Source organism: Miniphocaeibacter halophilus (assembly GCF_016458825.1).
Classification (GTDB): domain Bacteria; phylum Bacillota; class Clostridia; order Tissierellales; family Peptoniphilaceae; genus Miniphocaeibacter; species Miniphocaeibacter halophilus.
The window spans coordinates 1418891-1438415 of record NZ_CP066744.1 but is presented as its reverse complement, the minus strand read 5'-3'; the positions used below and the strand labels follow the sequence as shown (position 1 = coordinate 1438415).

The 19525-nt window shown below is 34.8% G+C and carries 11 protein-coding genes, 12 tRNA genes and 3 rRNA genes; 1 reads left to right on the top strand and 25 read right to left on the bottom strand.

From position 1 onward, the window contains the following. Window positions 1–6: 6 nt before the first annotated feature. From JFY71_RS07100 to JFY71_RS07060, 9 genes are all read right to left on the bottom strand, one after another. A complete protein-coding gene (locus JFY71_RS07100; protein WP_243660115.1) occupies window positions 7–1470 on the bottom strand; it encodes an LTA synthase family protein in 1464 nt (487 codons plus the stop codon). Window positions 1471–1532: 62 nt separating this feature from the next. Continuing rightward, window positions 1533–3053 carry an LTA synthase family protein gene (locus tag JFY71_RS07095; protein WP_243660114.1) on the bottom strand — a complete coding sequence of 507 codons (1521 nt, stop codon included), beginning with the start codon at window positions 3051–3053 and terminating at the stop codon, window positions 1533–1535. A gap of 268 nt (window positions 3054–3321) precedes the next feature. Next, window positions 3322–4131 (bottom strand): protein-ADP-ribose hydrolase, encoded by an 810-nt coding sequence (locus tag JFY71_RS07090; RefSeq protein ID WP_243660113.1) that lies wholly within the window; start codon window positions 4129–4131, stop codon window positions 3322–3324. Window positions 4132–4425: 294 nt separating this feature from the next. Continuing rightward, complete coding sequence (locus JFY71_RS07085) at window positions 4426–5358, bottom strand: D-ribose ABC transporter substrate-binding protein (RefSeq protein ID WP_243660112.1); 933 nt, start codon at window positions 5356–5358, stop codon at window positions 4426–4428. 30 nt (window positions 5359–5388) lie between these two features. After that, a complete protein-coding gene (locus JFY71_RS07080) occupies window positions 5389–6327 on the bottom strand; it encodes an ABC transporter permease (RefSeq protein ID WP_243660111.1) in 939 nt (312 codons plus the stop codon). Then, window positions 6327–7811, bottom strand: a complete 1485-nt coding sequence (locus JFY71_RS07075) for a sugar ABC transporter ATP-binding protein (protein ID WP_243660110.1) — start codon at window positions 7809–7811, stop codon at window positions 6327–6329. Before JFY71_RS07075 ends, JFY71_RS07080 begins: the two co-directional genes overlap by 1 nt. A gap of 10 nt (window positions 7812–7821) precedes the next feature. Beyond that, window positions 7822–8220, bottom strand: a complete 399-nt coding sequence (gene rbsD / locus JFY71_RS07070) for a D-ribose pyranase (protein ID WP_243660109.1) — start codon at window positions 8218–8220, stop codon at window positions 7822–7824. After that, window positions 8221–9108, bottom strand: a complete 888-nt coding sequence (gene rbsK / locus JFY71_RS07065; RefSeq protein ID WP_243660108.1) for a ribokinase — start codon at window positions 9106–9108, stop codon at window positions 8221–8223. Then, window positions 9105–10097 carry a LacI family DNA-binding transcriptional regulator gene (locus JFY71_RS07060; protein WP_243660107.1) on the bottom strand — a complete coding sequence of 331 codons (993 nt, stop codon included), beginning with the start codon at window positions 10095–10097 and terminating at the stop codon, window positions 9105–9107. Before JFY71_RS07060 ends, rbsK begins: the two co-directional genes overlap by 4 nt. A 224-nt stretch (window positions 10098–10321) precedes the next feature. Between JFY71_RS07060 and JFY71_RS07055 the strand changes: the two genes are divergently transcribed. Continuing rightward, the gene (locus tag JFY71_RS07055; protein ID WP_243660106.1) at window positions 10322–11623 is read left to right on the top strand and encodes an ISL3 family transposase; all 1302 of its coding nucleotides are present in this window, start codon (window positions 10322–10324) and stop codon (window positions 11621–11623) included. A gap of 117 nt (window positions 11624–11740) precedes the next feature. Here JFY71_RS07055 and JFY71_RS07050 read toward each other — a convergent pair. From JFY71_RS07050 to JFY71_RS06975, 16 genes are all read right to left on the bottom strand, one after another. Next, window positions 11741–11817 (bottom strand) — tRNA-Arg (locus tag JFY71_RS07050). A 40-nt stretch (window positions 11818–11857) separates the two neighbouring features. Beyond that, window positions 11858–11932 (bottom strand) — tRNA-Gly (locus tag JFY71_RS07045). A 32-nt stretch (window positions 11933–11964) separates the two neighbouring features. Next, a tRNA-Tyr gene (locus tag JFY71_RS07040) sits at window positions 11965–12050 on the bottom strand. A gap of 11 nt (window positions 12051–12061) precedes the next feature. Next, window positions 12062–12137: transfer RNA gene (locus JFY71_RS07035), tRNA-Thr, on the bottom strand. A 3-nt stretch (window positions 12138–12140) separates the two neighbouring features. Beyond that, window positions 12141–12217: transfer RNA gene (locus tag JFY71_RS07030), tRNA-Asp, on the bottom strand. 5 nt (window positions 12218–12222) lie between these two features. Then, a tRNA-Val gene (locus JFY71_RS07025) sits at window positions 12223–12298 on the bottom strand. Between the two features lie 5 nt (window positions 12299–12303). Then, window positions 12304–12378: transfer RNA gene (locus JFY71_RS07020), tRNA-Glu, on the bottom strand. A gap of 4 nt (window positions 12379–12382) precedes the next feature. Beyond that, window positions 12383–12459 (bottom strand) — tRNA-Met (locus tag JFY71_RS07015). Between the two features lie 21 nt (window positions 12460–12480). Further along, window positions 12481–12557: transfer RNA gene (locus JFY71_RS07010), tRNA-Met, on the bottom strand. A 68-nt stretch (window positions 12558–12625) separates the two neighbouring features. Continuing rightward, window positions 12626–12715: transfer RNA gene (locus JFY71_RS07005), tRNA-Leu, on the bottom strand. A 5-nt stretch (window positions 12716–12720) separates the two neighbouring features. Next, window positions 12721–12795, bottom strand: a tRNA-Asn gene (locus JFY71_RS07000). Between the two features lie 5 nt (window positions 12796–12800). Continuing rightward, window positions 12801–12917 (bottom strand): 5S ribosomal RNA (rrf, locus tag JFY71_RS06995). Window positions 12918–13172: 255 nt separating this feature from the next. Further along, a 23S ribosomal RNA gene (locus JFY71_RS06990) occupies window positions 13173–16073 on the bottom strand. A 59-nt stretch (window positions 16074–16132) separates the two neighbouring features. Then, window positions 16133–16208 (bottom strand) — tRNA-Ala (locus tag JFY71_RS06985). A gap of 141 nt (window positions 16209–16349) precedes the next feature. Continuing rightward, window positions 16350–17879 (bottom strand): 16S ribosomal RNA (locus tag JFY71_RS06980). The 16S, 23S and 5S rRNA genes sit together here with 12 tRNA genes alongside, the layout of an rRNA operon. A 288-nt stretch (window positions 17880–18167) precedes the next feature. Continuing rightward, window positions 18168–19499: a L,D-transpeptidase family protein gene (locus JFY71_RS06975; RefSeq protein ID WP_243660105.1), complete on the bottom strand. Its 1332-nt coding sequence runs from the start codon at window positions 19497–19499 to the stop codon at window positions 18168–18170. Window positions 19500–19525 lie beyond the last annotated feature (26 nt).

The window sequence follows — 19525 nt, the reverse complement described above, 5'->3', positions numbered from 1 at the left end:
AGCCTTTTAATAATCTTCCTCTAATATTTCCCTATTATAGAAAATAGAATTTTTCTTTAGTTCCTCATTTAAATATTCATTTCCATATTTTTCCAAAAGAGTTTCTTCTTTAGAAAACATATTAACCCCTAGGCCTAATTTATTACCTGGAATATCTACACCAATACTTGCTAATATTGTCGGATACATATCAAAAGTAGTAAATTGTCTATTTTTATTGTTTTTAGCCGGGCTTTTGCTATTTATGAAAGCATTGTAGACTGTTCTATCGTAATTTTCTACCATATTGTCTTCGTATAATTTATCCTGCATACCTAAATGATCGCCTAAAATTACAATTGTAGTGTTTTTGTAAAAATCTTGCCTTTTAACCCACTCTATAAATTCTCCGATTTGTTTAGATGAATGAGCATATACATTTTCATATTGATTATAGTACTTTTCTTCTGCACTATCTTCCAAATATCCATCGGTAAAATGAGTATTTACAGTTTCAATTATTAAATTAAATGGTTTATCGTCAGCAGCCAATTTCTTAACTTCTTCTTTTGACCATTTAAATAATTTACTATCCTCGAAGCCCCACCATACCTTATCTTCTTCTCTCATATATCCGTTTGCAACAGCATAATCGAAGTCAAATATTTTATAGTTTCCATGATTTTTATAATACTGTTTTTTTCCACCGAATTCTGCAGTAGATCCCATTATTATCTCTAAATTATATCCTTCTTTTTCAAGAATATCCCCTAATGAATAAGCTCCATTTAAAAAATTTTCGGATTTGTATTCATTATTTGCATAGCCTTTTATTGGAACTCCAGCAGTTGAACCTGTCATACCTGCAATAGTCCATGTTGTTCCTTCCACCTGATGAAATCCGCCTATTTTATTTGAATTGGAAAAATTTAAATTATCCATTGCTATTTGTTCCAGTTCTGGCATAAGACTATATTCCCAGCCACCACCTAAATTTTTGTTAAGTAGGGAATTTTCCAATGACTCAGAATATATTATGATTAAATTCTGTTTTTCCTTTGGAAAGCTTATGTTTACTTCTTTAGGATCAACATAATTTTCCTCAATTATTGATGATTCTTGAAAAACAGCCTTAACGTAATCATTTCCACCAAGTAAAGAATATGACAAAATAAATGAAGTCATTAATAAAACTACTGAGTATTTCAAATTAATTTTATATAATTTATTTTCCGACACCCTGTTTCGTTTTTTTAATATGAATATAGGTAGACTAAGAATTACTAGTAGTAATGAAAAAGGAATTATACAAGCTATAATACCTGTCAAAATAACTGACGGTGAAGTTCCTTTTAATCCATTTCCAATATGGAAAAGTATATTTCTAAGTCCCTGTTCTTTGAAATTTAAAGAAATATATAGAGTAGCAATAATAATTACAGCTGCTATGATCAATAAGATTTTACTTATAATATTTTTCGATTTTTTCATAGCTCCTCCATAAATTTAGTAAAAAATAATGTATTTAGATACTAAATACATTATTTCTACTCCTATTTTTTCAAAGTTACTCCGTCTTTGGCGTCCTCTCCTAATATATAGTCATTATAAAATGTAGAATTCTTCATAAGTTCTTCATTAAAATAATCATAACCATATTTTTCAACTAAAGTATCTTTTCCTGAAAACATATTAATTCCCAAACCTAGTTGTTCGCCTTCAATTTCTACACCTAAACTTGCAAGAATTGTTGGATACATATCAAAGGTTGTAAATTTTCTGTTTTTGTTGTTTTTAGTTTCAGTTCTAGGATTAATTATTGCATTGTAAACTGTTCTATCATAATTTTCATCAATATTGTCACTATAGAATTTGTCCTGCATTCCTAAATGGTCTCCCATTATTACTATAGTTGTATTTTCATAAAAATCTTGTTGTTTTACCCATTCAACAAATTCATTTATTTGTTTAGAAGATTGAGCGTGAACATTTTCATATCTTGTATCAAATTTTTCTTCTCCGCCTTCTTCTAACCATCCGTCAGTATAATGAGTGTTTACTGTTTCTATTACTAAATTAAATGGTTTCTCCTCTGAAGCTAATTTAGTTGCTTCTTCCTTAGACCATTCAAATAATTTACTATCTTCATAACCCCACCATACTTTATCTTCTTCTCTCATATATCCATTATCTACAGCATGGTGGAAATCAAATATGTCATAGTTGCCGTGGTTTTTAAAGAATTGTTCTTTTCCACCAAATTCAGCCTTTGACCCCATCATAACCCTTAAATTATAACCTTCGTCCCTTAAGACATCCCCTAGACTATAAGCTCCATCTAGGAAATTTTCAGACTTATACTCATTATTAACAAATCCTTTTAAAGGTATACCTGAAGTCGAAGCTGTTATTCCTGCAATACTCCAAGTTGTTCCTTCCACTTGATGGAAACCACCTATTTTATCTGTATTTGAGAAGTTGGTATTCTCTAAAGCAATTTGTTCTAATTCCGGCATTATGGAATAATCCCAGCCACCGCCTATATTTTTATTTAATATTGAGTTTTCAATAGACTCTGCATAAATAAGAATAAGATTTTGTTTTTTTTCTGGGAAATTCATCTTAACATTTTTCGGGTCAACATAATTCTCTTCAATTATTGGCGATTCTTGAAATACCGCTTTAACATAATCAGCTCCACCAAGTAAGTTGTAAAACATTGTTGAAGCTATACACATAATTCCAACAGAATAAAACATCTTTATTCTTCCAACTTTTTTAGCCGAATAATTTTTCTTTCTTTTAAGTAAAAACATCGGCAATAACAATACTGCCAACATAATAGTAAATGGTATTATACAAGCTCCCAAAACTGAAAGTACCACATCTGGAGATGTACCACCCATGCCACTTTTTAGGTGGTATACTATATCTTTTATACCTTTGTTTCTAAATGTAGTAGACATATATACCGCAGTCATAATTAATATTGTAGAAATAATAATTATAATAGTACTTAGCACGCTACTAAATGCTCTTGAATTTTTTTTATTTCCTTTTATTATTTTATTCATTTAACACTCCAAAATAATCTTATATACAATTTTCCTTAACAAAAATACATTATCTAATATTATTAGAATAAAATCAATATTTTAGTTATTCTTTTTTATATTCCTTTTATAATACATATAACCTAAAAGTATATATACAGAAATCAATAGTATATATACAATTATTTTAAAGTTAGACAAATCTGCTAAATTTAATACTAAAGTACTAAATGTTTTAATTATTACTAAGGATAAAACCAGGTAAAAAATTATATTAACTAATAAATTTCTATTCATTTATACCAACCTTAATAATATTCTCATAAATTTTCAAATCTTCTTCCCTATATAAATTAAATATAACCTTCTTTACATACTTTGAAGATGATAAAAAATTGTCTACAGTAGCAATTGCAATTTTAGCCGCTAATTCCTTAGGAAAATTAAATACTCCTGTAGAAATAGAACAAAATACAATGGACTCTAACTTATTTTCCTCTGCTAGTTTTAATGATTCATAATAAGAAGATTTTAATAAGGCCATATCTTCTTCTTTAACACTACTATATATAATAGGTCCTACAGTATGAATAATGAATTTACTAGGTAGATTATATCCCTTGGTAATTTTAGCTTTACCTGTTGGTTCATCATACCCCTGTTTTTTCATTATTTCATAACATTCATTTCTAAGCTGAACCCCTGCAAAAGTATGTATAGCATTGTCTATACAGTAATGTAATGGTAGTCTACAACCTAACATTTTTTTGTTTGCTGCATTTACAATACAATCAGCCTTTATTGTTACAATATCGCCTTTCCATAAATATATAGAGTCGCAATTTGTAACAGAACAGACTCCTTCAGAACCTACAGGCTTTAAATCATTTACATCTGTTATACCCATGGCTTTAATTTCATTTTTTAAAAATTCATCTTGAACTTCTAAAAATTCTTGAGAAATTTCACCAGGTTCCCTAACATTCATTAAGGCCCTTAATAGTTTCTTAGGATTCTTTTCGTAATCTACTATATTATCTTTATTGAATTTTGGGTTTTCTTTTAATAAAGTATCTATCATAAATTTTAATTTATCCATATTCCACCTATAAATAGATATACTAATATTTTAACATTAATTCTTAACATTAATCTTACAATATTATTACAAATCTATTAAATCCTATATATTTTATCATATTATCACTATAATTTCTTGATATTCATAAATTATGTAAAATTCTTATTACAATAACTTAATATAAATTTTATTTTTAAGCTCTTTGCATAATATTATATATAAAAAAGCTTAAAATAATCTTATATCATCTCATAAAAAAACCTACTAACAATATTGATAGTAGGTTAAAAATTTATTTTTTTAATTAAAATTTTATTTAGTTACTAATTTTACTTCAACCGGAATATCTTTCTCAACTGTTTCGCCATTTAATAATTTAATAGCAATTTCTATAGCTTTTTTTCCCATTAATTCAGGTTGTTGTTCTACTGTTGCCAATAAATCTCCACTTTCAACTGCTGTTTTTGCATCATCAGTAGCATCAAATCCAACTACCTTAATATCTTTACCTGAAGATTTTATAGCCTCAATAGCACCTAAAGCCATTTCATCATTATGTGCAAATACACCTGTAATATCAGGATTGGACTGTAGTATATTTTCCATTACAGATAATCCTTCTGCTCTATTAAAATTGGCTGTTTGCTTAGATACAACTTCTAAACTTTTATCAGCGATTTCATGGAAGCCTTCTCCTCTATCTATTGTTGCAGATGCACCTGGAACACCTTCCAGCTCTGCAACTTTAGCAGACTCTCCTATTTCTTCTAGTAAGTATTCAGTAGCCATTTTCGCTCCTGCTACATTATCTGAAGCTATTGTAGATTCAATATCTACTCCATTAACCATTCTATCAACTGCTATTACTTTAATTCCAGCATCTTTTGCTTGTTGAACAGCTGGTGCTACTGCATCAGAATCAACAGGGTTTACAATTAAAACAGAAACTTTTTTGGATATTAAATCTTCAATGTCACTTGCTTGTTTTGCAGAGTCATCACCTGCGTCAACTACTATTAATTCTTTTTCAGCATCTTTTGCTGCTGCTTTTGCTCCATCTGCTAATGTAACAAAAAATGGATTATTCAATGTTGAAACAGATAATCCTATAGTTCCTGTACCTTCAGAAACAGCATTTGTTCCATCTGCCTCTTCTTTTTTCTCACCATCAACAGAACATCCTGCCAGCACTCCTAAAACTAATACCATAATTAATGATAACGACAATAGTTTTGTTTTTTTCATCTTTTCTCCTCCTAAATAAAAATAATATGTTTATCTTTTTCTATCTGAAAGTACTGCTATCAAAATTACCAATCCTTTTACAACACTTTGATAATATGATGAGACTTCCAGAATATTAAGACCATTATTTAAAACAGCTATAATCAAAATACCTATTAATGTACCAGAAATCCTTCCTCTACCACCATTCATACTTGTACCACCAAGAACTACTGAAGCTATTGCATCTAACTCATAACCTTCTCCTAATGTAGTTTGGGCTGAACCTAGTCGTGATAAAAGAATTATTCCGGCTATAGACGCCATTAAACCGGATAAAGCATATACTACCATTTTTACTTTATCTGTCTTTACTCCTACTAATCTTGCACAATCCTCATTACTTCCTGTTGCATAAATTTTTCTTCCAAATGTAGTTTTATTTAACATGAAAAAATATAAAACAAAAATTACTAAAAACAATATTACAGGAAAGGGTATTCCAAAAATTGATCCTCTTCCTATAAATTTCAATAAAAAGCTGTCGCCTAAATTAGAAATTGGTTTACCATCCATATATATATATGTTAGCCCTCTATATACTGTCATAGTTACCAGCGTTGCTATAAATGGTTGTAGTCTACCCTTTGTAACTAATATACCGCTTACTAATCCAAGTAAAACTCCTAATATTAGCGTAATAATAAAAGCAAGTCCTACCGGAACTCCTCCGACTATTAGCCCTGCACATATAGCAGTACTAAGACTTAATACTGAACCAACTGATAAATCTATACTTCCTGTTAATATTACACAGGTCATTCCAAATGCTATAAATCCATTTATTGTAGATTGTCTTACTAATGATATTAGATTATTAAAACTTCTAAATTCTTTGCTTACTAAACTAATTAAAACAACCAACAGTATTAGTGCAATTAATGAACCATAGTCCTGCAAAAAATGTACCTTGTTTTTTTTCTTTTCCATTATAAAACTCCTCCTGTAGCTAATGTCATAATCTTTTCTTGATCCGCTTCTTCTATGTCTAGTATTCCCTTCACTTCTCCTTCCCTTACTACCATAACCCTATCACTCATTCCTAAGATTTCCGGTAATTCGGAAGAAACCATTATTATTCCAACACCATCATTTGCAAGATCATTTATAATATTGTATATATCTTGTTTAGCCCCAATATCTACACCTCTAGTAGGCTCATCTAAAATTAAAATTCTAGGATTTGTAGCAACCCATTTAGATAAAACAACTTTTTGTTGATTTCCTCCACTAAGTTTTTCACATATATGGTTAATACCTGTACTTTTAATTTTAAACTTTTCAATTGAGTCTTTAGCTAATTTATTAATTTTATTTTTTGATAAAATTGCGTTTTTGGAGATATCCTTTAAATTTGCAATAGTAATGTTTTCCTCTATGGTTTTTTCTAACATTAGCCCTTCTACTTTTCTATCTTCCGTTACATAGGCTATACCATTCTCGATTGCTTTATTAGGATTTTTTATATGTATTCTCTTTCCTTCTACATAAATTTCTCCTCCATCTATTTCATTATCTCCAAATATACAAGACATTATTTCAGTTCTACCTGCTCCCATAAGTCCCGAAACACCTAGTACTTCTCCCTGTCTTAATTTAAAGCTAACGTTGGAAAATTCTCCAATTTTATTTAAATCCTTTATTTCTAAAATAACCTCTCCAAGTTCATGTTGTCTTTTTGGAAATCTATCTCCTAATTCTCTACCTATCATCATCTTGACAATTCTATTCATGTCTGTGTCTTCAACGGTAGAAGTACCAATATATTCCCCGTCCCTTAAAACTGTAATTCTATCACACACTTCAAAAATTTCTTCCATTCTGTGGGATATATAAACTATTGATACACCCTTAGATTTTAAATTTTTTATAACATCAAAAAGAATTGCTGTTTCAGATTGTGTTAATGCTGCTGTAGGTTCATCCATAATAATCGTTTTTGCATCTACCATTAAAGCTTTACAAATCTCTACCATTTGTTGTTGTCCTACAGACAAATCCGACATAATTGATTTTGGATTAATATTTACTCCTAAAGATTCTAAAGCTTCTTTTGCTTTAATATACATAGCATTTTTATCTAGAATCCCAAAACCCTTTTTTATTTCTTTTGTTATAAATAAATTATCCATAACAGTGAGATCAAAAAGCGAATTTAATTCTTGGTAAATAAAAACTATTCCATCTTTTTCAGCCTCTTGAGGATTTTTATAGTTTACTAATTTATCATCAACATATATCTCGCCGGAATCCTTAGTATAAACTCCTGTAAGTATTTTCATTAAAGTTGATTTTCCTGCCCCATTTTCTCCCATTAAAGCATGTACTTCTCCATCTAGTAACTCAAACTCAGTATTTTTTAATACTTTATTATCGCCAAAGGATTTATTTATTCCCTTCATTACAATATGCATAAATTCCCTCCTAAAAAATACATCCTGAAACAAGTATTATATTAGCAAAAGGTGTATTTTCCCCTGTCCTTATAATAGCCTTGCTCTTATTTGTTACTTTTTTAAATTTTTCATGCTCAATAAATTCAATTTCAATATTTTTATCTATTAATTTCTTAATCTCTTTTAGAATAATCTCATTATCATTTATTATTTCTTTAGCTAATATAATTTTTTCAACTTTCATATCTTTTAAAATTTCTTTTAGAGTTTCTATGAAACTAGGTACTCCAAACTTTAGTGAGATATCTATCTTTTCAACTCCATCAGGTATTGGAAGTCCACAATCTGAAATAGTGATCATATCCGTATGACCTAAATCTGAAAGTACTTTAGAAATTTCGCTATTTAATATTCCATTTTTCTTCATTTATTTCTCCTTTGTTTCCAAGACTTCACTTAAAGTAGGCATACCTGTTTGAGCACCAAATTTTTCTGTTGATAAACTAGCAGCTATATTTGCAAAACTTAAAGCCTCTTCCATATCATAACCTTGAGAAATTCTCACAGCGAAAGCTCCATTGAAAGTATCTCCTGCACCTGTAGTGTCTACAACTTTTGCTTTTCTTGCCGGAAGATTTATTATTTCTAGCTTTTCATTTGCAAAAATCGCTCCTTTACTTCCTAAGGTTATAATTAATTTATTTGGGTGCATTCTTAACATCTCATCTATAGAAACATTTTCTCCAAATATTAACTTTGCCTCATGTTCATTTGGAGTTAAATATGTAACCTTATCTAATAATTCCTTTTCTACTTTAAAAGCCGGAGCTGGATTTAACAAAACATCTATATTATTCTTATAACATAAATCTATAACATATTTTATAGTTTCCATTGGTATTTCATTTTGCAAAACAACTAAATCACTTTTTAATATTTCTGACTCTTTTTTTTCAACATAATCTTTACTAACATAATTATTAGCTCCAGGTATTACAACTATTGTATTATCATTTTCAGCAATAGTAATAATTGCCATTCCTGAATTTTCATTTTTAACTATTTCTATATTATTAGTATTAATATTTTCATTCTTTAAATTTTTTAATAATATTTCACCATATGTATCATCTCCAACGCATCCATAGAAATCCACATCTGCACCTAGTCTTGCCATACTAACTGCTTGATTTGCACCTTTCCCTCCTGGAATATACTTAATATCGCTACCTTTTACAGTTTCTCCCTTTAATGGAATTCGTTCAGCTACAATATCCATATCAATATTTATACTTCCTACTACTGAAATTTTCATATATCCTCCTTCAAAAAAGTTGTTTGTCTTTGAATTAATTTCACATCAAAAATATGACTTTCTCCTGTTGAGTTATTCTTTTTAAAATCAACTATACTATTTACAGCCTTTCTTCCCATTTTTTCCATAGGCTGTTCTATAGTTGTTATTTCCGGAGTAAAAACACTTGCAAAGCTTATATTATCAAACCCTATAATCATTATTTCCTCTGGTACATCTATGCCTTTGTTATCCAATACCTTATAAGCTGCAATTGCAACAATATCATTTGAAGCAACTATTCCGTCAACTTCAGGGTATTTTTCCAAAAGTTCTTTTGTAGATTTAATACCTGACTCATAATCATAGTCACAGTCAATGGTCTTTATATCCAAATTCATCTCTTGGCAAATATCTACATATCCCTTGTACCTAAGTCTTGCACTTGAAAATTCCATAGGTCCTTTCATATTTACAATGTTCTTACATCCACACTCTACTAGATGTTTAGTAGCAAGTTTCGCTCCTTTATAATGATCGCAAACTATTTGAGTTAAATCGTTATCATCATTTAAACTCCTATCAATTATTACAACAGGAATAGATATATTTTTTATTTCATTTTTAATATTTTCATTACTTGTTAATAAAATTATTCCATCTGCATTCATACTAATGAGCATATCCAGATTTTCCTTCTCTTTTTTTGGATTATTATCTGAATAGGAAATAAGTATCTTATAATTTTGTTTGTAGGCCTCATCTTCAATATATTTTATTATTTCCGTAAAAAATGGATTATTTGTATTTGGTAAAATTAAACCTATAATACTTGAAGACTTTTTAAATAAAGACCTTGCTACTTGATTTGGTTTGAAATCGGTTTCTTCAATTACCTTTAAAACCCTTTTTTTCTTTTCTTCATCAACATTTGCCGTATTATTAATTACTCTTGATACCGTTGATGGAGAAACACCTGCTAATTTTGCAACTTCTCTTATACTTATCATTTATTTCATTCCTTTTGAAACCCGTTTCTTGATTCTATATTACTGTATTAAAATTCCTTTGTCAACATAAAAAACTTTTTCTAAATAGAACGGTTCTATAATTTATGGTGTTGGTGAAGAAAAATGAAAATCTTCTCCAGCACCATTTTTTTATAAAAAAAGAGACATAACAACCATTTTTCCGATACAATAAATTCACTACAAAATACCAATCGGAGGTCATTATGTCTACAAGTAATTATATCTTAGATTTCTTAGGAATAAAAGATAAGAATATTAAATTTATTAAATTCAGCAATAACATGAGAAAGAACAATGTAACATATAAAGTTATAGACGCTAAACTTTCTTATACTCCTAATGTTTGTCCAATTTGTGGAAATATGGACAAGAATGCAATTATTAAGCACGGAAATAAAATATCAAATATTAAACTTCTTCCACTAAATGGAGATCCTACTATTTTAAAATTAAGAAAACAAAGATTTTTTTGTAAAGAATGTTCTCATACTTTTACAGCAAAAACCAATATTGTAGAGAAAAATTGTTTTATTTCAAATAGGGTAAAATTACATATAACTGAAAATCTAACTATGAAAATAAGTCAAAAGGATATTGCTAGGTTAAATTACGTATCTTCTAATACTGTTAGTCGTTCTTTAGAGGCTAATTATAAGGCTTTTAGAGTTAACAAGTCATATCTGCCTGAAACTTTGTGTTTTGATGAATTCAAATCCACTAAAGATGCTAAGGGCAGTATGAGCTTTATCTTTTGTAATGGTGATAGGAAGAATTTTAATATTATAGATATTGTTGAAAATCGTACTCTCCCTTATTTAACTAAATATTTTAGAAAGTTTACCTATAAAGCAAGAGCAAATGTGAAATATATTTGTATAGATATATATAAACCTTATATGTCATTAATTAAGGATGTTTTTCCTAATGCTCAAATAGTTTTAGATAAGTTTCATATTGTAAATCTTATTGGCAGGGCTTTGTTAAAAACAAGGATTGAAATAATGAAAAACTTTAGTACTTCCTCTATTGAATATAAAAGACTAAAAAGATATTGGAAGCTAATTCAAAAGGATTCTTCTAAACTTGATATAATCCACTTTAGTAAATGGACACATTTTAATAAGTGGAAAAGCACATCTGATGTAGTAAATGAAACTATAGCCGTTGATGATAATTTAAAGAAAACATATGAGGTTTATCAAATTCTTTTATCTGATATTAGATGTGAAAATTCTAAAAGATTAAGGGAACATTTAACTTTATTTAAGGATACAGTAAGTGAACAAATGGAAGTAGCTATAAACACCTTGTTAAAATATTTTGAATATGTGAAAAACACTTTAAGTACGAACATTACAAATGGACCCTTGGAAGGTACTAATAATCTTATTAAAAGTATAAAAAGAATAGTTTTTGGATATAGGTCATTTTATAATTTTAGAAATAGAGTTTTTATAATTAAAAATTTAATGAAGCCAATAAAGAATTATCAGGCAGCTATATAGCTGCCTGATATAAAAGTAGTTTGTTATTTTATTGTATACCAACACCATTTGACAAAGAACCAAAAAAGAAAACACCTTATAAAGTTAACTAAATCAATACTTTAAGGTGTTTTTTATTGGCGTACCATAGAGGATTCGAACCCCTGACCTTCTGGTCCGTAGCCAGACGCTCTATCCAGCTGAGCTAATGGTACATATAAGTAAAACACAGAACTATACTCTGTGTTTTATTGTTGGAGCGGAAGACGAGATTCGAACTCGCGACCCTCGCCTTGGCAAGGCGATGCTCTACCACTGAGCCACTTCCGCATATAATTCTATTTTTAATTTCTAATAAAAATTGGTGGAGGAGAGTGGATTCGAACCACTGAAAGCGTAGCTAACGGATTTACAGTCCGTCCCCTTTGGCCAACTCGGGAACTCCTCCAAATAAAAAAATGGAGCTGATGAGAGGACTTGAACCCCCAACCTACTGATTACAAGTCAGTTGCTCTACCAATTGAGCTACATCAGCAAATGGCGACCTGGATCGGGCTCGAACCGACGACCTCCAGCGTGACAGGCTGGCATTCTAACCAACTGAACTACCAGGCCATATATGGTGGGCGGTACAGGGCTCGAACCTGTGACCCCCTGCTTGTAAGGCAGATGCTCTCCCAGCTGAGCTAACCGCCCATATATGGTGACCCTACCGGGATTCGAACCCGGGATACCGCCGTGAAAGGGCGATGTCTTAACCGCTTGACCATAGGGCCTTAGTGGTAGCGGAGGACGGACTTGAACCGCCGACACTGCGGGTATGAACCGCATGCTCTAGCCAACTGAGCTACTCCGCCACATAAGTATAAATATTAAATTGGTTGCGGGAGCAGGATTTGAACCTACGACCTCCGGGTTATGAGCCCGACGAGCTACCAAACTGCTCCATCCCGCGATATAATAACTAATATAATAGTTATAATTGTTGCTTTTTGCCAAATACTTCTTTTCTTTTAGATAACATGGTGCCGGAGATCGGAATCGAACCGATACGATCTGTTAAGGATCGCAGGATTTTAAGTCCTGTGCGTCTGCCAGTTCCGCCACTCCGGCTTATTTGGCTCCCAGGGTGGGACTCGAACCCACAACCTACCGGTTAACAGCCGGGTGCTCCACCATTGAGCTACCTAGGAATATTGTTGGGCAAATACCTACTCTCCCATGACGTTTCCATCATAGTACCATCGGCGCTAAAAGGCTTAACTTCTGTGTTCGAGATGGGTACAGGTGTATCCCTTCCGCTATCTTCACCCTATATTAACTTTTTCTATTGTAACATTGTTTCTCCTAACTGTCTATAGACTTCTATTAGGTCATTAGCAGGCTCCGTTTACCAAAACAAGTTTTGGACTTCGCTGCATCTGACCTACTACGAAATCATAGATTTCTGTTAGGTATTAGCAGTCGCATTCTTCCAATCACTTACGTTCTTGGGAATGCTTTGCATGAGTCGTACTTCAATTTGCTTCACAAACTGGGTTACGGCTTCAAAAAATAGTAATAAATATTCCTGGTCAAGCTTTCGATATATTAGTATCAGTTAGCTAAAAACATTACTGCTCTTACACCTCTGACCTATCAACCACATTTTCTTCATGGTATCTCTCTTCATCTCTGAAAAAGAAATCTCATCTTGAGGGGGGCTTCGTGCTTAGATGCCTTCAGCACTTATCCCGACCAGACTTAGCTACTCAGCTGTGCTCCTGGCGGAACAACTGATACACCAGCGGTCTGTCCATCCCGGTCCTCTCGTACTAGGGACAGCTCCTCTCAAATTTCTTACGCCCACGGCGGATAGGGACCGAACTGTCTCACGACGTTCTGAACCCAGCTCGCGTGCCTCTTTAATGGGCGAACAGCCCAACCCTTGGGACCTTCTCCAGCCCCAGGATGAGACGAGCCGACATCGAGGTGCCAAACCTCCCCGTCGATGTGAACTCTTGGGGGAGATAAGCCTGTTATCCCCGGGGTAGCTTTTATCCGTTGAGCGATGGCCCTTCCACTCGGTACCACCGGATCACTAAGTCCTAGTTTCCTATCTGCTCCACTTGTTGGTGTCACAGTTAAGCTCCCTTTTGCCTTTGCACTCTATGAATGATTTCCAACCATTCTGAGGGAACCTTTGAACGCCTCCGTTACTCTTTAGGAGGCGACCGCCCCAGTCAAACTGCCCAACTGACAGTGTCCCTGTACCTGTTTCAAGGTACCAGGTTAGAACTTTAGCATTAAAAGGGTGGTATCCCACTTGGGACTCTACTAAGACTGGCGCCCTAGTTTCTTAGTCTCCCACCTATTCTGTACATTTAATACCAAAATCCAATGTCAGCCTGCAGTAAAGCTCCACGGGGTCTTTCCGTCCTGCCGTGGGTAACTCGCATCTTCACGAGTACTACAATTTCACCGGATCCTTTGTTGAGACAGTGCCCAAATCGTTACACCTTTCGTGCGGGTCGGAACTTACCCGACAAGGAATTTCGCTACCTTAGGACCGTTATAGTTACGGCCGCCGTTTACTGGGGCTTAAGTTCTATGCTTTGGGTTACCCCTAACATTTCCCCTTAACCTTCCAGCACCGGGCAGGTGTCAGCACCTATACTTCATCTTTCGATTTAGCAGATACTTGTGTTTTTGGTAAACAGTCGCTTGGGCCTATTCTCTGCGACCATGCTTCGCTTTTTGTGTTTAACATATACGTCTCATGGTACCCCTTCTCCCGAAGTTACGGGGTCATTTTGCCGAGTTCCTTAACAAAGGTTCTTCCGCGCGTCTTAGGATTCTCTCCTCGCCTACCTGTGTTGGTTTGCGGTACGGGTATCTCTTCGCTCGATAGTGCCTTTTCTTGGCAGCGTGGAATCTACTTCTTCACTACTTGTTTTTCGCTCCCCATCGTATCTCAGTGTTATGTAAGAGCGGATTTTCCTACTCCTACCACCTACTTACTTGGACGCACTCTTCCTTCCGTGCGCTAAGTATATCCTTCTGCGTCAACACTTCTCTCAATCGCTTGAGATAGTACAGGAATTTCTACCTGTTATCCATCGCTTACGCCTTTCGGCCTGGGCTTAGGCCCCGACTTACCCTGGGTGGACGAGCCTTCCCCAGGAACCCTTAGGCTTTCGACGGGTGAGATTCTCACTCACCTTTTCGCTACTCATGCCAGCATTCTCACTTGTGTAATGTCCACAAAACCTTACAGTTTTGCTTCTTCCTTTACACAACGCTCCTCTACCAACGATTACTCGTTCCACAGCTTCGGTATTAGATTTTAGCCCCGGTAATCTTCGGCGCATCACCACTTGACCAGTGAGCTATTACGCACTCTTTAAATGTGTGGCTGCTTCTAAGCCAACATCCTGGTTGTCTAAGTAGTGTTACATCCTTTTCCACTTAATCTATATTTTGGGACCTTAGCTGGTGGTCTGGGCTCTTTCCCTTTCGACTATGAAGCTTATCCCACATAGTCTGACTCCTAACGCTAATTTAGAGGTATTCGGAGTTTGATAAGTTTCGGTAACATTATATGCCCCTAGACTAATCAGTGCTCTACCCCCTCCAATTACTACGTTAAGGCTAGCCCGAAAGCTATTTCGAGGAGAACCAGCTATCTCCAGGTTCGATTGGCTTTTCACCCCTATCCACACGTCATCCGATATGTTTTAAACCATACCCGGTTCGAGCCTCCATTCAATTTTACTTGAACTTCACTCTGCACATGGATAGATCACCTGGTTTCGGGTCTACAATATGCAACTTTGGCCCTATTCAGACTCGGTTTCCCTACGACTTCTCGTCTTAAACGATTAATCTTGCTACATATCATAACTCGCTGGCCCGTTCTACAAAAAGTACGATATTACATCTTATTGATGCTCTATCTGCTTGTAGGCATAAGGTTTCAGGTTCTTTTTCACTCCCCTCCCGGGGTTCTTTTCACCTTTCCCTCACGGTACTATTCGCTATCGGTCACTAGGTAGTATTTAGCCTTGGGAGGTGGTCCTCCCATATTCCCACAAAATTTCTCGTGCTTCGTGGTACTCTTTCTAAGAGCAACTTCTTGAATTTTTGAATACGAGGCTTTCACTCTCTACGGCTTACCTTCCCAGGCAATTCTTCTAATTCTTGTTGTTGTATTCTCTTATGTCGGGCTCTTCCCTCTTCGCTCGCCGCTACTACGGGAATCGAGTTTTCTTTCTTTTCCTCAGGTTACTTAGATGTTTCAGTTCACCTGGTTTCCTTCCATATCTTAATTGGTTGGGATATGGATACTTAGAGTTTGTCTAAGTGGGTTTCCCCATTCGGATACCGACGGATCGTTGGATATTTGCTCCTAACCGTCGCTTTCGCTGCTTGTCGCGTCCTTCTTCGGCTCCTAGTGCCAAGGCATTCACCTTATGCCCTTAGTCGCTTGACCAGAAATATTTATTACTATTTTATTTTCAATGTTCTATTTTTCTATAACCTTACGGTTATTGGTGGAGATGAGGAGATTCGAACTCCTGGCCTCCTGCTTGCAAGGCAGGCGCTCTCCCAACTGAGCTACACCCCCATGTTATTTGTCTTTAATTTAAAAAAACCCTCGACAAAAGTGTAAAAAACTATTAGTCCTATTCAAATCTATGATTTGTTAAGGCTTAATGCAGTACTTTATTTCCTTATTGTACTCTAACTACTGCACTGTACTCCTTAGAAAGGAGGTGATCCAGCCGCACCTTCCGATACGGCTACCTTGTTACGACTTCACCCCAGTCATTAATCCTACCTTCGACGTCTGCCTCCTTGCGGTTAGCTCGACGGCTTCGGGTATTACTAACTTCCGTGGTGTGACGGGCGGTGTGTACAAGACCCGGGAACGCATTCACCGCAACATGCTGATTTGCGATTACTAGCAACTCCGGCTTCATGTAGGCGAGTTGCAGCCTACAATCCGAACTGGGGCCGGCTTTCTGAGATTCGCTTCGCCTCACGACTTCGCTTCCCTCTGTACCGGCCATTGTAGCACGTGTGTAGCCCAGGACATAAAGGGCATGATGATTTGACGTCATCCCCACCTTCCTCCGGTTTGTCACCGGCAGTCTATCTAGAGTCCCCAACTTTACTTGCTGGTAACTAGATATAGGGGTTGCGCTCGTTGCGGGACTTAACCCAACATCTCACGACACGAGCTGACGACAACCATGCACCACCTGTATATGCGTCTCCGAAGAGAACCCACTATCTCTAGTGCTAGCGCATATATGTCAAGCCCTGGTAAGGTTCTTCGCGTTGCATCGAATTAAACCACATGCTCCGCTGCTTGTGCGGGTCCCCGTCAATTCCTTTGAGTTTCAGTGTTGCCACCGTACTCCCCAGGCGGAATGCTTAATGTGTTAACTTCGGCACCGAGGTTTGACCCCCAACACCTAGCATTCATCGTTTACGGCGTGGACTACCAGGGTATCTAATCCTGTTTGCTCCCCACGCTTTCGTACCTCAGCGTCAGTTTGTGTCCAGAAAGTCGCCTTCGCAACTGGTATTCCTCCTAATATCTACGCATTTCACCGCTACACTAGGAATTCCACTTTCCTCTCCACTACTCAAGTTTAACAGTTTCAAATGCTTTATGGGGTTGAGCCCCACGCTTTAACATCTGACTTGCTATACCGCCTACGTACCCTTTACGCCCAATAATTCCGGACAACGCTCGCACCATACGTATTACCGCGGCTGCTGGCACGTATTTAGCCGGTGCTTCCTCCTTGGTTACCGTCATTATCTTCTCCAAGGACAGAGCTTTACGATTCGAAAACCTTCGTCGCTCACGCGGCGTCGCTGCATCAGGGTTTCCCCCATTGTGCAATATTCCCCACTGCTGCCTCCCGTAGGAGTTTGGACCGTGTCTCAGTTCCAATGTGACCGTTCACTCTCTCAAGCCGGTTACTGATCGTTGCCTTGGTAGGCTTTTATCCTACCAACTAGCTAATCAGACGCGAGCCCATCTTACACCGATAAATCTTTAACCTCTTTGGCACTCGCCAATGGGGTCTCATATGGTATTAATCCCGGTTTCCCGAGGCTATCCCTTTGTGTAAGGCAGGTTGCTCACGCGTTACTCACCCGTTCGCCACTTTCCTCTTATTTGTTTCTACCGAAGTTTCCACTGATAAGATTCTCGTTCGACTTGCATGTGTTAAGCACGCCGCCAGCGTTCGTCCTGAGCCAGGATCAAACTCTCAATTAAATGTTTGATTCAGCTCTTGCTGACTTCTTCTTAATTTTACACCGAAAATTATTGTTTTGGTTGTACTTTTTCTCAAAGTTTTTTACACTTTTCTTTTGTCTAGGTTCTTGCTGCACTCTCGTGACAACTTTTTAAGTATACCATAGGGTATTTCTTTTTGTCAACACCTTTTATTTTTTTGTTTCCAATTAAAAAGGCACTTCAGTTGAGTGCCTATTTATATTATCAATTATTTTTAATATTGTCAAATCTTTTTTACTTGTTTTTTACATTCTTTTAATATTTTTATTATGATTTGTAAACTACTACCGGTGTATTATTTTTTACTTCTTCATATATGGTTTTAACTTTTTCATAAGGTATGTTAATACAGCCTCTGGAACCTACTGTTTTATATAAGTTTCCACCAAAGCTTGATTGCCATGAAGCATCATGCATACCTACACCTGTCCAATCAATTGGTAGCCAGAAGGATACAGGACTACTATAATCCTCTCCTGATAGTGTTCTGTTTGTTTCCCTAGACCATACTTTAAATAAACCTACTGGTGTTTCCCGTCCCAAGTTAGGATTACCGGTTATTATATCTGTTTCTACTATTAACTTACCGTCCTTATAAAACCATAAATATTGTCTGGTCAGATCAATTTCAATATAAGTGTTTCCTAATCCATCTTCTGCTCTATTCAATCCTTCTAATTTATATTCAGGTTCTATTGTTCCACTTTTTCCTGTTTCTAATTGTTTTGTTAATAGTTCTAGTGTCTTATCAACATCCGTTTGCCATCCGTATATTCCACCTGGTACTTCTATTTCCCCTGCACCGGTTGAAGAAAAAGTAATTCCTTTTTGAAAAGTATCGTGTTTTTTAGCTAATTCAGCAATGTATGTTCTAGCTTTTTCTTTGTTTAGTACATACTCTCCTTCAGCGTTGTTGTCATATAAGGCTATTAGGGAATCTCCAGATAATTCTTCTTTTTTATCTCCAAAGTTAAATGTAATTTTTACACTAAATAAGTTTTGTTTTAATTCTAATTCTTCTTTTAGTTTTTTATCATCTGCACGTATTTCCGGTACAATGTATTCGTCTTTTAATTCCAGCACTTTTTCTTTGTTTAAAAATGAATTTAATACGGAATTTTTAAATTTTTCCATATTTAGTTCATCCCCTTCTTGTTCTGGAACTATTTCATATTTATCTCCTACTAATTTTACTTTTGCATTTTCCATCTTTCTTATATCTTTATTTAAGTCAGAATTTTTTAATATTTCTTCTAATTTTGCCTCATCCCATTGTGGATTATACTCTATTGTATAATCAAATTTCTTAAATATGGATACTGGCCAAGTAAACGCATTTTGTTTAATTTCTACATCATTGTCTATAGCTATTTCATAGTTTATATCTTCGGCCTTTATTGAATCTTTTTTATTGTTTTTGCCTTTGATTTCTAATTCATAGTCTGTATAGTCTGTACTAATTAATTCTTTTTTCTTGTCAAATCCTCTTTTTTCTCCATTTATATATGTTTTTGGATATGATACGAAACTGAAACATATTACTCCAATTAAATATACTATTAATAAAAGGACTATTCCTATTCCTAATTTTTTCTTCAAATTACCACCTACTCTTTAAGGTATAT